This window comes from Flavihumibacter solisilvae (assembly GCF_000814475.1).
Classification (GTDB): domain Bacteria; phylum Bacteroidota; class Bacteroidia; order Chitinophagales; family Chitinophagaceae; genus Flavihumibacter; species Flavihumibacter solisilvae.
Window position 1 is genome coordinate 46,818 of record NZ_JSVC01000021.1, and the last position, 14,599, is coordinate 61,416.

General features: G+C 47.3%; 16 protein-coding genes. 7 read left to right on the forward strand and 9 right to left on the reverse strand.

Annotated elements, in window-relative coordinates:
* Positions 1-24: 24 nt before the first annotated feature.
* Complete coding sequence (locus tag OI18_RS18100) at positions 25-495, forward strand: GAF domain-containing protein (RefSeq protein WP_039142418.1); 471 nt, start codon at positions 25-27, stop codon at positions 493-495.
* Here the strand turns inward: OI18_RS18100 and OI18_RS18105 are convergent.
* Positions 492-1,382: a hypothetical protein gene (locus tag OI18_RS18105; RefSeq protein ID WP_039142420.1), complete on the reverse strand. Its 891-nt coding sequence runs from the start codon at positions 1,380-1,382 to the stop codon at positions 492-494. The two genes, OI18_RS18100 and OI18_RS18105, sit on opposite strands and share 4 nt — an antisense overlap.
* Before the next feature lie 189 nt (positions 1,383-1,571).
* Positions 1,572-2,795, reverse strand: coding sequence for a proline dehydrogenase family protein (locus tag OI18_RS18110; protein WP_039142422.1), 1,224 nt, complete (start codon positions 2,793-2,795; stop codon positions 1,572-1,574).
* Between the two features lie 117 nt (positions 2,796-2,912).
* On the opposite strand from OI18_RS18110, the gene OI18_RS18115 reads away from it, so the two are divergent.
* Both OI18_RS18115 and OI18_RS18120 read left to right on the forward strand, forming a co-directional pair.
* The gene (locus OI18_RS18115; RefSeq protein WP_240312793.1) at positions 2,913-4,052 is read left to right on the forward strand and encodes a mandelate racemase/muconate lactonizing enzyme family protein; all 1,140 of its coding nucleotides are present in this window, start codon (positions 2,913-2,915) and stop codon (positions 4,050-4,052) included.
* A 45-nt stretch (positions 4,053-4,097) separates the two neighbouring features.
* A complete protein-coding gene (locus OI18_RS18120) occupies positions 4,098-4,613 on the forward strand; it encodes an acyl-CoA thioesterase (RefSeq protein ID WP_039142423.1) in 516 nt (171 codons plus the stop codon).
* Between the two features lie 32 nt (positions 4,614-4,645).
* Here OI18_RS18120 and OI18_RS18125 read toward each other — a convergent pair whose 3' ends face one another.
* Positions 4,646-5,434: a lysophospholipid acyltransferase family protein gene (locus tag OI18_RS18125; protein ID WP_052273365.1), complete on the reverse strand. Its 789-nt coding sequence runs from the start codon at positions 5,432-5,434 to the stop codon at positions 4,646-4,648.
* Between the two features lie 97 nt (positions 5,435-5,531).
* On the opposite strand from OI18_RS18125, the gene hxpB reads away from it, so the two are divergent.
* Positions 5,532-6,203 carry a hexitol phosphatase HxpB gene (gene hxpB / locus OI18_RS18130; RefSeq protein ID WP_039142425.1) on the forward strand — a complete coding sequence of 224 codons (672 nt, stop codon included), beginning with the start codon at positions 5,532-5,534 and terminating at the stop codon, positions 6,201-6,203.
* A 52-nt stretch (positions 6,204-6,255) separates the two neighbouring features.
* Here hxpB and accC read toward each other — a convergent pair whose 3' ends face one another.
* From accC to OI18_RS18155, 5 genes are all read right to left on the reverse strand, one after another.
* Positions 6,256-7,593, reverse strand: coding sequence for an acetyl-CoA carboxylase biotin carboxylase subunit (gene accC, locus OI18_RS18135; protein WP_039142427.1), 1,338 nt, complete (start codon positions 7,591-7,593; stop codon positions 6,256-6,258).
* Positions 7,594-7,678: 85 nt separating this feature from the next.
* Entirely contained in the window at positions 7,679-8,173 is a 495-nt protein-coding gene (gene accB / locus OI18_RS18140; RefSeq protein ID WP_039142429.1) for an acetyl-CoA carboxylase biotin carboxyl carrier protein, read from the reverse strand.
* Positions 8,174-8,306: 133 nt separating this feature from the next.
* Positions 8,307-8,873, reverse strand: coding sequence for an elongation factor P (gene efp / locus OI18_RS18145; RefSeq protein WP_039142430.1), 567 nt, complete (start codon positions 8,871-8,873; stop codon positions 8,307-8,309).
* Between the two features lie 83 nt (positions 8,874-8,956).
* Positions 8,957-10,747, reverse strand: a complete 1,791-nt coding sequence (locus tag OI18_RS23935) for a M56 family metallopeptidase (RefSeq protein ID WP_052273366.1) — start codon at positions 10,745-10,747, stop codon at positions 8,957-8,959.
* 5 nt (positions 10,748-10,752) lie between these two features.
* The gene (locus tag OI18_RS18155; protein ID WP_039142432.1) at positions 10,753-11,121 is read right to left on the reverse strand and encodes a BlaI/MecI/CopY family transcriptional regulator; all 369 of its coding nucleotides are present in this window, start codon (positions 11,119-11,121) and stop codon (positions 10,753-10,755) included.
* 122 nt (positions 11,122-11,243) lie between these two features.
* Here OI18_RS18155 and OI18_RS18160 point away from each other — a divergent pair, with 122 nt between their 5' ends.
* The 3 genes from OI18_RS18160 (at position 11,244) to OI18_RS18170 (ending at position 13,587) form a co-directional block, all read left to right on the forward strand.
* Positions 11,244-11,762 carry a TlpA family protein disulfide reductase gene (locus OI18_RS18160; protein ID WP_039142434.1) on the forward strand — a complete coding sequence of 173 codons (519 nt, stop codon included), beginning with the start codon at positions 11,244-11,246 and terminating at the stop codon, positions 11,760-11,762.
* An 87-nt stretch (positions 11,763-11,849) separates the two neighbouring features.
* The gene (gene mdh / locus OI18_RS18165; protein ID WP_039142436.1) at positions 11,850-12,779 is read left to right on the forward strand and encodes a malate dehydrogenase; all 930 of its coding nucleotides are present in this window, start codon (positions 11,850-11,852) and stop codon (positions 12,777-12,779) included.
* Between the two features lie 232 nt (positions 12,780-13,011).
* On the forward strand, positions 13,012-13,587 hold the full coding sequence (locus OI18_RS18170) for a hypothetical protein (RefSeq protein WP_052273367.1): 576 nt from the start codon (positions 13,012-13,014) through the stop codon (positions 13,585-13,587).
* Here the strand turns inward: OI18_RS18170 and OI18_RS18175 are convergent, their stop codons facing one another.
* Positions 13,588-14,595, reverse strand: coding sequence for a glycosyltransferase family 9 protein (locus OI18_RS18175; RefSeq protein ID WP_039142437.1), 1,008 nt, complete (start codon positions 14,593-14,595; stop codon positions 13,588-13,590).
* Between the last annotated feature and the right edge of the window lie 4 nt (positions 14,596-14,599).

The window sequence follows — 14,599 nt, forward strand, 5'->3', positions numbered from 1 at the left end:
AAGCAAAGCAGCTATCTTTGGGGGATGGCAGAAGATTTACAGATTATAAAGGGAACCAAAGAAGAACAATACCAGTCGGTAATTCCCCAGATCCGGGCCCTCGTGGACGGAGAGCCCGACCTGGTCGCGAACCTGGCGAATATTTCGGCTGCGCTGAAAGAACAATTCGGTTGGTTTTGGATAGGCTTTTACCTGGTGAAGGACAACGAACTGGTGCTGGGTCCCTTCCAGGGCCCTGTAGCCTGCACACGCATCCGCAAAGGCCGCGGCGTTTGCGGTACAAGCTGGGCACAGGAAAAAACCATCATCGTTCCCGACGTGGAAAAATTCCCCGGTCATATTGCATGCAGCAGTCTTTCCAGGTCGGAAATCGTCGTTCCATTCTTCAGGAACGGACAGGTTGCCGGCGTGCTGGATGTTGACAGCTCAGAACTCGACCAGTTCGATGAAACCGATAAATTATTCCTTGAGCAGATCGTTCAGCTGATTGCTTAAATAGCTGTAAGGGTTACCACTGGCTCATTTTTTTCATGGAACTCCTCGTTGACTTCACCGGAAGCCTGTTGTAAAATGTTCCGGAGCACATCATTCTTTTTCTGCAACTGGTGGTTTGCCGCTGTAAGTTGTTGTTCGAGGTCGCGAAGAGCCGCAATATTCTGTTCACGGATGGACTGGAGTTGCTGCTCCGCTTCGTGGTAATTGCGGATGCGGATATTCAGTTGCTGTTGCAGGAAGTCGACCTGCGCCTGTTTTTCGTTAAGCAGGTCCTGAAGGCATTTTTCTTCTGTTGTCATATGGTTTTCTATAGTTGGTGTTGGTGGAAGCGTCTGTCTGACCGCAGGTATCTCTACAGATTCGAGATCAGTTATGCGGTGCTGTAAGTCATTTATGATGATCTCCATTTCATTTAGTTCCGCTTCCTTTTCATCAATCTCCTGCTGCAACTTTTCCGCTACTACATTGTGGTTGTCCTTCATCTGCTGTTGGTTCATTTTCTCTTCCCTTAACTGGTTATAGCGGATCAGTGTTTTTTCATTGCTCATCATTGCCACCTCGTACTCATACTGCAGTTTCTTATAACGTTCCTGGAGTGCTTCATATAAATGGTGCTGTGCATGCAACTTTTGCGTGCATTGGTAAAGCATAGCCGAACCATTGTCCGCCCGCACCGGCCCATTCATTTTTAATACCGTGGACTCGCCGGGTGGTTCAATCCAAAATACCGGCTCCATGGTTTCTGATTCAAATGCCGCCAGTTTCTTTTTGCGGTAATGCAACCAGGCAACAACAGAAAGTGTGATCACAATTATGGGCAGGCTGATAAGGCCGGCGATTTGCAGGAAGCGTCCGACCTCGTAGGTCGAAACCGAAAGCAGCAGCATAAGAGACAGTTTAAAGTAAAACTCAGATCATTCCAGACAAATTGAGAGGAATTACGAAACCATTCATTTCAACTACGGATCAGGGATAATGGTGTACGTTGGAGTAACGGGGACACTATTGGTAAAATACCAATAATGATACCAGAATTAAACTGATGGGGAAAACTTACAGGCCGGATGTTTGAAGACTCAGGCGGACTTCCTTCTTTGCAGTTCTTTTTTAATAAGTCCGAGTTCCCGGCCGGTCTGACCAGCAACAGAACTGTTTTCCTGTGCCCTGCGCATGAGATAGGGAACCACGTCGCCAATCGGGCCGAAAGGAAGATATTTACTAACGGGGCAGCCTGCCTTGGCAAGATTAAAAGTGATGTTATCGCTCATGCCATACAGTTGGGAAAAATGAATATGATCGTGGTTGAGCGGCAGTCCTTTTTTCTGAAGCAGCTTTGTCGCATACAGGTTACTATGCTCATTATGCGAAGCCACGATCAGGGCTATCCGATCGAGATGTTCAATGGAGAATTCAACCCCTAGGTTATAATCCCGGTCCGTAGCTTCTTTGTTCGGCTGAATGGGTGAAGGATAGTTCTGCTCTTCGGCACGCTTTCTCTCCTTTTCCATGTAAGCGCCGCGAACCAGTTTGGCTCCAAGGAGGAAGCCCTGCTGTTCAGCTGCGTGGTAGCTGTCTTTCAGGAATTGCAACCGGTCGTGGCGATAAAGCTGGATCGTATTGTAAACAACGGCTTTGCCCTGGTTGTAGGCCTGCATCATTTGCATGGTCAGGGCATCTACGGGGTCCTGGATCCAGCTTTCTTCTGCGTCGATCAGTACGCCCACATTTGCTGCCGCGGCGGTTTTGCAGATCAGGTGCATCCGTTCGATCACCCTGTCCCACTCTTTCAGTTCTTCCGCGCTCAATACTTCTGTATGAACCTTACCTTCAAACCCGCTTTTAGCCTGGGCTGCATTATCGAGCTTTTCCAGCAGCCCGAAACGGGCGAGACCGGTAACCTTAATGCTCATGAAGGGAATATTGGGCTGAGTAGCGGCATATTTTATTACCCGGATGAACTCCTCGCAGGCATGATCAAGGCCTTCTTCGCCATAATCACCACCCTCTACACCATAATCAAGGATCACCTGTACATGAAAATTGCCCAGCTTTTTGGCAACTGCTGCGGTTTCTTCCAGCGTTTCGCCGCCGACGAACTGTTCAAAGATTGTGTTCCTGATCATACCCTTGACCGGTAGTCCAGAACGGATCGCCCATGGCGTAATCCTGGTTCCCAGTTTTACCAGCGCCTGGTAACCCATTGTACTGAAAAGGAGTTTTGCTTTGCGCAGGGAACTATCGGATTTATAGGCAAAAGCATTTTCGGTATTGTCAAAGGAGATCATTGGCAGAGCATCCATTTCCGGGCAAATTTTGGCCGCAAAAATAATGATAAGTAAAGAGCAAACAGTAAAAAGTCACAATCACTTACCGTAACACTGATTTTGATCAACGAATACATACCAAAGGATTTAACTATGAGGCGTCAACACGAAAATCTTACTTTCGGGCACGATATGAAAATCACTTCAATTGATATTTTCCGGTATAGTATACCGATGCATCCTTTCACCATTGCGACCGGTACTATGGAGTTTGCGCAGAATATCTTTATCCGCATTCATACCGACGAAGGCATCACTGGTGTGGGGGAATGCTCGGCTTTTCCTATGATCGTAGGGGAAACGCAATCAACCTGTTTCGTGATGGCCCGCGATTTTGCTGCGCTTTGGAAGGGCAAGGACCCACTAGACATTCCTGCCCGGATGCAGGAACTACACTGGTTCACCGCGGGCAATGCCACAATAAAAAGTGCGTTCGACATGGCCCTTTATGATATTGCGGCCAGGGCAGCCGGACTGCCACTCTACCGGTTTTTGGGTGGAACATCCAGGAAATCTCTGGAAACAGACCTTACAATCGGCATCGGTGAGCCGGAAGCTATGGCATCACAGGCAGTGGAATTCAGGGAACGCGGTGTCCGGATCATAAAAATCAAACTGGGTAAAGACCCGGATGCCGACATCCGCAGGGTGAAACTGATCCGGGAAGCTGTTGGGCCGGGGATCACCCTTCGCATCGATGCCAACCAGGGATGGGACCCCGCAGGTGCCCGGAAAGCGCTTTCCGCTATGGGCGCTTTCAACATCCAGTTTTGCGAACAACCGATGCGCACCTATAATGACCATCTCCTTCCTGATCTGAATATACAGTCTCCTGTTCCCGTAATGGCTGATGAAAGCGTGTATAACCGGCACGATGCAACAAGGGTAATCCGGTCAAAGGGCTGCAGCTATGTAAATATCAAGTTCGCAAAAAGCGGCGGAATCCTTGAAGCTATAGCGGTAAATGAAGTTTGTGAGCAAAATGGTATCGCCTGTATGATGGGAGGAATGCTGGAAAGCCGGGTGGCACTTACCGCTTTCGCTCATTTTGCAACTGCTTTTGACAATATCCGCTTTTATGATATGGATACCTGCCTGCTCGGACATAAAGAGGACCCGGTGATTGACGGGGTACGATACAATGGGTTCCTGGTTGAACTCCCGGACGGGATCGGTATTGGCGCAGATGTTGACCCCGAATATCTTTCCCGGCTCGAAGCCATCCGGGTTTAAAGCATCCGGTTTAATAACGTAGCTTGCACCTTCTAAAAATCGAATATGGAACAGCGAAAGCCTTCTGAGAGCTCAGTAATAATGACCGAACTGGTGCTTCCAAACGATACCAACCTGTTTGGCAACCTGATGGGTGGAAGATTAATGTATTGGATGGATATTGCGGCAGCGCTTTCGGCCGGTAAACATTGTAATGCGCCGGTTGTAACCGCATCGGTTGACAATATCTCATTTGAATCCCCCATTAAGCTGGGAAACGTTGTGCATATTGAAGCGAGAGTTACCAGGTCGTTCAATACATCTATGGAGGTACACCTGAAAGTCTGGGGAGAAGACCTGACGCACCAGTACAAATACAAGAGCAATGAGGCCTATTATACTTTTGTTGCCCTTGATCCAAATCGCAAACCACGTACGGTTCCTGCCCTTACCCCGGAAACAGAAGACGAGCAGAAGCTTTTTGAAGGTGCTTTACGTAGAAGGCAGTTGCGCCTTATTCTGGGTGGCAAAATGAAACCGAATGATGCGACAGAACTCAAGGCATTGTTCCAGGTGCAGTAAGATGAGAAGGAAACCCGGTTCCCGGACCGGGATCAGCTTTTTGCACTTTCGGGTTTTGCCTGGAATGTGGCAGCAAGATGCGGCACTTTCATCATGTATTTGCGGCTCTGTTCTATAGAGTCCATCAGCTGTTCGAGGATCACTTCTGTGGGAGCATCATAATCGATATGGAGAGGTTCCTTAAAATTTACAGTCAGAAGGGAACCTTTCTTTTTAAAGCTCAGGCCGCGTTTGGTAAATGCGCGCCAGAAACCATTGATTACGACTGGTATTACGATCGGTCGATTCTTCTTGATGATCAGTGCGGTCCCCTTTCTGCCCGGAGCAAACGGTTTGGTAGTGCCCTGTGGAAATGTTATCACCCAACTGTTGCTTAGGGCCCTTTCAATTTTTCTCGTGTCGGAAGGATCCAAACCTCGTCTCACTTCGGTGGCTCCCTGTCGCCAGGTGCGCTTTACCGTTAGTCCTCCAGCCAGTATAAAAAATTTGCTGACCCAGCTTCCTCTCATTGTCTCTTCTGCGGCAACATAGTGAACATTTGTGAACGGATTCAGCAGATAGTAAGGTATGCCGAGCCTGTTGCTTTTCCGCCATTTTACAGCACAGAAAATGTGAAGGAAAGTAATAACGTCTGCGAAGTATGTCTGGTGGTTACTGACGAACAATACATTCTTGCGTGGAAGTTTTTCAATATGTTCAGTTCCGGTAATTCTGATCCTGTTAATAATTACCAACCCGGGATAGGAAATCACACCTACAATGGCATATACCAGTTTTCTGACAAGCCGTATCTGCTTCAATCGATCAATCAGTTCGCGCATTCAAAGGTTGTAGTTAGAGCGGAAATTCAATGCCGCAATATAGTGATTTGCCGATACATACAATGGTTTATTGGCAGGTGCGGACGTATATTTGCGCATGTTGCAGAAAGCTGTCATTTTCGATATGGATGGGTTGCTGATCGACTCCGAGCCCTACTGGCAGGAAGCCGGCATGGAAACGCTTTCCAGGTTTGGCATCCAATTGAGTGTTCGCCAGTATCATTCAAGTACCGGGCTTCGTACGATCGAGTGGATCAACCATTGGTTCCGCCATTTCAATGTTGACCTGGTACATGCACCAGAAGCAATCAATGCCATTGAGGCATCCGCTATCGAGAAGATCCGGCTTGGCGGTCAGCCGATGCCGGGAGCCGACCATATCATGAACTTCTTCATCAGGAAGAATTATCGCATCGGGCTGGCATCTTCATCACCGATGAAACTTATTGAAGTAGTCGTTGACAAACTGGGCATCCGACCTTACCTGCATGCCATGAGTTCAGCCGGTGAGCTGGCATACGGCAAACCGCATCCGCAGGTATATCTCAACTGTGCTGAGGCGCTAAATATCACCCCGGTTCATTGTGTCTGCTTCGAAGATTCCTTTAACGGCATGATAGCTGCAAAAGCTGCAAAAATGAAATGTGTCGTCGTTCCCTTTCACGAGCAATACAATGAGGCCGGCTGGGGAGCAGCAGACCTGAAGCTGAGATCGCTGGCGAATTTCAATGAGTTGCTGCTCGAAGGGATCTGGGCGGGCAAAAATTAAAAAAGTGTGATGCCGGTGGCACCACACTTCCAATATTGTTTCCTTTACTTCCTTATTTCATCTTGAAGGTCTCCAGGAACTTGGTTGTAAAGTTCCCGTTCCTGAAATCTTCATTCTGCATGAGTTGCAGGTGGAATGGAATAGTCGTTTTCACGCCTTCAATCACATACTCACTCAATGCCCGATACATCGTATTGATCGCTTCGTCGCGGGTACGGGCGATAGTAATCAGTTTACCGATCATTGAATCGTAATAAGGAGGAATGGTATAACCTGCATATACGTGGCTGTCGACCCGGACGCCGTGGCCTCCCGGAGTGTGAAGAGTTGTAATCCGGCCGGGGCTGGGGCGAAAATCATTATAAGGATCTTCAGCATTGATGCGGCACTCGATGGCATGCATCTGCGGTTCGTAGTCACGGCCACTGATCGGTTCACCCATCGCGATCTTGATCTGTTCTTTGATCAGGTCAAAATTGATCACTTCTTCCGTCACACAGTGTTCAACCTGTATCCGGGTATTCATTTCCATGAAGTAGAAGTTGCGATGCTTATCAACGAGGAACTCAATTGTTCCGACACTTTCATAACCGATGGCTCCAGCTGCTTTTTTAGCCGCTTCGCCCATTGCCTGGCGGAGTTCCGGGGTCATAAAGGGAGAAGGTGATTCTTCAACAAGCTTCTGGTGACGGCGCTGAATGGAACAGTCGCGCTCACTCAGGTGGCAAACCTTTCCATAACGGTCGCCGGCAATCTGGATTTCAATGTGGCGAGGTTCCTCAACGAACTTCTCCATGTAAATGCCATCATTTTTGAACGATGCCAGTGCTTCAGCCTTGGCAGTGTTGTAGGCCCTTTCAATTTCTTCATCGCTCCATACCACGCGCATCCCCTTGCCTCCACCGCCGGCTGTTGCCTTGATAATAACGGGGTAGCCCATTTCACGGGCTACATTACGTGCCTGGTCAAGGCTTTCCAGCAATCCTTCGCTGCCTGGGATAACAGGAACTCCCGCCCGGATCATTGTTTCCTTTGCGGTCATTTTGTCGCCCATAGACCTGATCTGGTCAGGAGTGGGTCCGATAAACTTAATATTGTGTTCACCGCAGATCTCCGCAAACCTTGCGTTTTCTGCCAGGAAACCATAGCCCGGATGAATCGCGTCGGCATTGGTAATCTCTGCCGCGGCCATCAGGTGAGGTATATTCAAATAGGAATCAGAACTCTGCGGACGACCAATACAAACTGCTTCGTCAGCAAATTTCACATGAAGGCTATCTTTATCGGCAGTGGAATAAACGGCTATGGTCTTAATACCCATCTCACGACAGGTCCTTATGACACGGAGCGCAATTTCACCGCGATTCGCGATCAAAACTTTTTTAAACATCGTCTGTCAGATTTTAAAAAGTAATAGTCCACATGCCAATACACCTTCATATGAAGGAACATGTGCTGTGGACTATTGCAATACATTAAGCAGGTTCTACCAGGAAAAGGGGCTGATCGTATTCAACGGGGGATGCATCCTCAACAAGGACTTTTACAACCCTGCCTTTTACTTCACTTTCAATTTCATTGAACAGCTTCATTGCTTCAATGATACATACTACTTTGCCAGGTGCTACTTCATCACCTGCTTCCACGAAAACCGGTTTATCGGGAGATGCACGACGGTAAAAGGTACCGATCATGGGGCTTTTAATAGTAATGAGGTTGGATGCAGCAGCAGTTTCAGCAGCTTTCGGTCTGTCAGCAGCCGGTAAAGCCGGGGCCGCAGCTGGAGCGGGAGCAGGTGCTGCAGGGAAGGCCGGTGCCTGGTGGGCGTAGGCCGGTGCTGCTACCACTTGTTGGATGTTGTCTTGCTTTTGCTTAATCGTAACCTTAAACCCTTTCTCTTCAATCGTCAGTTCACCGATGTTCGATTTGTTGATCAGACGGATCAACTCCTGAATTTGTTTGAAATCCATTGTACTGAATTTACAGTTGGTGATCAATTTAGGCGGCTAAGATAGGAAAGATTGAATAAGAATCTTCTATCTGCAATCTACAATAAAAAATCCCCTCTTCCGAGGGGACACTATCTTCAATAACCGAAGATTACTATTCTTTCACGCGTTCAACGTATTCACCGCTCTTGGTGTTTACCCGGATAAGTTCACCTTCGTTAACAAACAGGGGAACCATCACGGTAGCACCGGTTTCAACTGTTGCCGGCTTAAGCGTACGGGTAGCCGTATCACCCTTCATGCCAGGCTCGCTGTAAGTGACAAGGAGAACGATCTTGTCGGGAAGTTCGATACTCATTGGCGACTCGGTTTCCGTGTTAATCAGGACAGACACTTCCTGGCCGTCTTTCAGGAACTGGGGAGCATCAACCAGGCTTTCCTGGGCTACGATCTGTTCAAAGGTCTCATTATCCATGAAGTTGTAGCCACTGTCATCTTTATACAAAAACTGGAACGCTTTCCTCTCTACGCGGATGGGATAAATGGTATCACCACTGTTCCAGGTCTGTTCAATGGAACGGTTGTTGTCAACCCCTTTCAGCTTCGCCCACACCTTGGCTGCAGCGCGTGCTGTTTTGTTCTCCCCGAACTCAATGATTTTATACAGACTCCCGTCGAGCTTGATGATAAGGCCACGACTGATATCCGATGTATTTGCCATAACGAATTACTTTTTCTAATGATAATTGAGGGGGCAAAGCTACTGTAATTCGTTAAAAGGTCAAGGGCAAATAAGGGATTTCGTCAGCACTTATCCTTTTCCTCAACTTTGGGTTTAAAGGGGTTGAAAAGTCCGAATGTGGAAGAACTGGCTGGCTTTCCGGAACCGGATGCCTTTTTCAACTGGATCTCCACTACGCCGTTTTTGCCTTTATCCCCATATTTCCGGGTGGCAGATTCTCCCTTAAGAACATTGGCACTTTCGATAGTTGACGGGTTGATCCGGTTCACCTCATCCCTGCCCGCTTCACGGCCATCGATAAAAAATATTGGTTCAGGAGCATCCCCTGTCGTTCTTACCACAAATCTTCCGGACCCTTTATCCTGGACAGGTGCCGGGGGTGGTGCCGGTTGAACAGGCTGTTGCAACTGGATACTTTTTACAGGAAGAGGTGGTTGGGGTTCCTGGATCTTACCATACTTTTTTTCAAAGGCAGCCTTCTCTGCCGGTATTTCCAGGTCATATTTTTCCGTCCTGCCATTCTTGAGCTCCACGTTTACCTTATTATTATTGATTTGAATGCTGCGGACATTGGCCGGTAACCTGGGGGCTTCGGGCGCTGCGGGAACTACGGGATATACTTTCAGAGGCGACATAACTGTCTTTTTTGGTGCCTCAGCAACTCCTGGCGCAGCCTCTATGGCCGGAGTCGGCTGCACAACTATTTCAACAGGAACCGGCGCTCCCGGCGCAGGTGGTGGTGGTGGCGGTACCGAAGGCAATTCACCATATATAAGTGTATTAACTTTACTGTTCTTATTCCATTCAGTAAGTTCCATTGCTTTCACAACCTTACCGGTTTTGTCCTTGAAGATTACAATGCACTCACCATTGTTGTCTGCAATACTCAGCACGTAGCCTTCCCTGTGGGATTGGAGCTTTTCGGACGGAGTAGTGTCATTGACTGCTATGGACCTGGACAGTGGGCTCTGACCATTTTGCAAAAATTCTTCTTTTTCCTTGCGCGCTTCTCTTTCTTTTCTGAATGCAAGCAGTAATACTGCCACCAGGGGAAGCACAAAGGCAAATTTCACCAGGTGAACCCTGGCTGTTCTGATACTGTTCATCATGGCAATTCTTGATTTAATTGCGGAAAAATTGAGGTGACTGGCTAAACTGAACTGTTGCTGCCCTACCACTTTTAATAGCAAGTACTGGTACTGCCGCGGATCAAGTCCATGTTCCAGCACCTTGCTATCAGCTATGAATTCAAGGTTCTGGCGCATGGCCCTTCTTATCAGCCAGGCAAAAGGATTATACCAGTTCAGGATGACCAACAGTTCGGTAAATAGAATATCGATTGTGTGCGCCTGTTTTACATGGATCATTTCGTGCCGGATGATTTCCTTAAGCTCTGACTCATCATGCTGACCGGGATTAATGAACACATTCCTTCCGAACGAAAATGGAATGATCGGTTCCTTCACTTCATAAAGCTTTACAGAGTCCCCGGCAATCAGGGTTGCTTTCCTGTACACTTTCATAAAAGAGAAGTACTGTACCAATAACCGCATAAGCATTATCGTTACCCCCGCCAGGAAGACAACAACATAGGGATCAATACTATTCCCGGCCTTTGGAACCACGGCAGATTCCGCTCCTATTGACGGGATATACCTGAAAAATTCCGGGCTGGTTTCGTGTTCTTCCATCAGTCCATAAATATTTATGAGCGGAAGAACAAAGCAAATCGCCGAGTACCCAAGAAGGTACCACCTGTTCCACTGGTAAAATGTCATCCGCCGGAGGAAGACCTGGTAAAACAGGTAAACGAAAGCCAGGCTGATTGAAAGTTTGAACAGATAAGCAAGCATTGTAATTATTTTTTCGTTTCTCCTTTTTCTATCAATTCGATGATCTCCTGCAATTCATCCTTACTCAGGTTTTTCTGCTGGATGAAAAAACTTACCATATCCTTATATGAATTATCAAAATAGTCCCGGATAAAATGACGCATGAACCTCTTCTTGTATTCTGCTTCGGTTATGGCAGGCCGGTACACATAAGTATTCCCCACCATGCTGCTGCTCAGGTATCCCTTTTTCTCAAGGTTCTTTACGGTTGATGCAAGTGTTGTGTAGGGTGGACGGGGTTCGGGGATAGATTCCAAAAAGGCCTTTACATTTCCTTCCCCTGCCTGCCAGATCGCCTGCATAGCCTGCTCTTCCTGAGGCGTTAGCTTTTCCATATCTACGAAGTTTTCGTAAACCTACGGATTTTTCGTAGAAATGCAAATTATTTCGCTAAAAAAACTGTTAACTTAAAATCGGCCGGCCGCGGCTGCCTGAACGAATGAGTTATTTTTGCTCCATGAAAAATCTCCGTATTGCTATCATAATACTGCTGACCCAGTTCATAATGTTTCATTCATTTACTTCGCTGGCCCAGGACAGTCAGAACGTCCCTGCCCCTTTCCTGCGTTACCCTACTGTTCCTCCGTTTGAACTCAAAGGGCTGGACGGCAAGATGATCAAGCGGGAAAACCTGAGTAACAATAAGGGCACGTTAATTATGTTTTTCAGCCCGGACTGCCACCACTGCCAGGAGCAGGTTGAATGGATGAAGGCCGGATATGACAGGTTAAAAGACCTGAACATTGTGCTGGCTACCTATCATCCCATTGAAGACCTTACCCGTTTTTATCAGAATTACAAGTTGGCTGACTGGAAAAATCTTTACATCGGCCGGGATGAAAAGTTCTTTCTGCCGTCTTATTTCCGGATCGGCGACCTGCCTTTTATTGCCCTGTACGATAAGAAAGGAAAACTGCTGAACAGCTTTTCGGGGTCAACCAGGATTGATAAAATCGCTGGTGCATTTGGCAAGTAACATCCGATTCTCACTTTTTCATTTTGACTTTTGACTTTCTAATATCTTTGCTGCGCAAATCATTATTTCACAGCATAAAATTTCCAAATGAAAGTTACAGTAGTAGGTGCAGGAGCCGTTGGTGCAACCTGTGCCGATAACATTGCCCGCAAAGAACTTTGCCAGGAGCTGGTTTTGCTTGACATTAAGGAAGGCCTGGCAGAAGGTAAGGCCCAGGATATGATGCAGACCGCAGCCCTGCTCGGTTTCGATACCAAGATAACAGGTTCAACCAATGACTACAGCAAAACAGCAGGCAGCAGTGTTGTGGTTATTACTTCAGGTATCCCACGTAAACCCGGCATGACCCGCGAAGAGCTTATCGGAACCAATGCCGGTATTGTGAAAAATGTTTGTGACAATATCCTCAAATATTCACCCGACGCCATCATTATTGTGATCAGCAATCCGATGGATACCATGACACAACTCGCATTGAAGTCAACCGGTCTGCCCAAGAACCGCATCATCGGTATGGGCGGAACTTTGGACAGCGCACGATTCAAGTACCAGCTGAGCCAGCGCCTTGGCTGCTCTCCTGCCGACCTGAATGCCGTTGTGGTTGGCGGTCACGGTGATACCACAATGATTCCCCTTATCCGCTTCGCTACCTGGAATTCTGTACCTGTTACCCGTTTCTTAAACCAGAATGAACAGAAAGAAGCTGTTGCTGACACAATGGTCGGGGGCGCCACGTTAACCAAACTGATCGGCACTTCCGCCTGGTATGCACCGGGTGCTGCAGGCGCTGCAATGGTAGAAAGCATTGTACGCGACGAAAAGAAACTGTTTACCTGCTGCGTTTCGCTTGAAGGCGAATACGGTCAGAAAGACATTTGCCTTGGCGTTCCCGTGATTATCGGACGTAACGGTTGGGAAAAGATCATAAGCTTTGAACTTAACGAAGAAGAACAGGCTCTTTTTAATAAAAGTGCTGACGCTGTCAGAGCAATGAACGAAGTACTGAACACGTTGTAATGCAATTAGTTATGATAGTAAAAACCGGCTATAGGCCGGTTTTTTTAATATATTCAAAATTATTTTCCTGCTTTCCTTTTGTTCCCATCACTAATCGATTAGATTTGTAATCACATACTTCCCGCTCCAACACCTATATAAAGCTTCTCCAACGCCTATTTAAAGCTTCGGGTATTTACCTTTTATTGCCGCAAGGCCATTTAATTCTGAAACCTATTCAAACAAAAAGAGTATGATCAAGCCCTTACTCACGGTGCTTTTATTGTCGTTGGTAACTATTTCAGTAGCGCAGGATGCGCCAGAACTTCCTTCGCAGCGGAATCCCATACTTAACCTGGCAATTTCCCCTTACGCCAACCCCCGCATCAATCCCATCAAAAACATCAGGATCAATCCAAAACACAACTGGAATATCAATCCTTCCATGAATGATGGTATCAATCCGGAAAAGAACAAACTCATCAATCCTAAATACAACAAGGATTTCAGTCCGTTGAGCAACCACAGTATCAATCCAATGTATACGTTCAGTCTTCACCCGCTGAGCAACAATAACTGGAGAGGGTACTACATGTTCGATAAGGACAGCAGGCTTACCGGTTACCTTGTGATTGCCAACCAGTTTGTAGTGCTTGATTTTGACGACAAGGGCGTGTGGAAAGGCTACCTTGTTAAGACAAGTTCAAATACCTACAATTACTTCAACCTGCAAGACGAATGGACCAGGAGTTTCTTCTGTGAAGATTCAATGGTTGGTTTTAACCTGTTCGATGCAACGGGCGAATGGACCGGCAACTATGCCAAATAATTATTTTGAATTCAGCATTTTTTGAACCAGCTTACGGATATGGGCAGGGTCTATCTGCTCCATGCATTTAAAATGGCCTTTCGGGCACTTTTCATATCCGATCTTGGAACAGGGTCTGCAGGGTAAGCCGTTTACTTCAACGATGTCGAATGATTGCATTTGCGGGCGGTTGTAAGACTGACCGTAATACGGGTACATCCCAAATGCGGGAACAGTATTGCCCCAGACAGAAATCACCGGTTTGCGAAAAGCCGCTGCTATATGCATCAGCCCGGTATCGTGACTGATAACCAGCTTTGCCTGCCGTACCAGGTCGGCTGATTCGTTGATACTGAATTTTCCGCACGCATTATAGATCTTAAAAGGATCTGTTTCGGCAAGCACATCACCTACGGCCCTGTCTTCAGGTCCGCCCAGTACGATCACCGGGTGATCAATGATGGAAACCAGTTCTTTCAGTTTATGAAGGGGAAGCCTTTTGGTGGCATGTGCGGCCCCGACCACCAGCCCGATATAACCAAGCTGGTGTGAGGCAGGAATATCCTTTTGACTGACTATTTCCGATTCCGGAATAAAATAATCCAGTCCGCCCCCGTCATTTGTCACGCCCAGTGAAGAAACCGTTTCAAGGTAACGGTCAACGATGTGCCGCTTTGGCATCAGGTTGATCTTAAAATTCGTATACAGCCATTTCTGGATATTCAGCTTGTTGAAACTTGCAGAACGGCAGTTCAGAGCACGCTTCACCCTCATGCTGCGCAGGTTATGGTGCAGGTCAACAACAAAATCAAAACCTTCCGCCTTGAGTGCCCTGACAGTCTCATCGAAGTCCTGTGATAACTCGTGAATCTTATCGATATAGGGATTCGCCCGAAGGACGGAGATAAATGACTTTTTCGTCAGGTAATGGATCTCCACGCCCGCAAGCTGTTGTTTCAGACAGCGGACTACCGGCGTCGTCAGAACGATATCTCCAATGGAAGAAAACCGGATGACCAGGATCTTCATAATA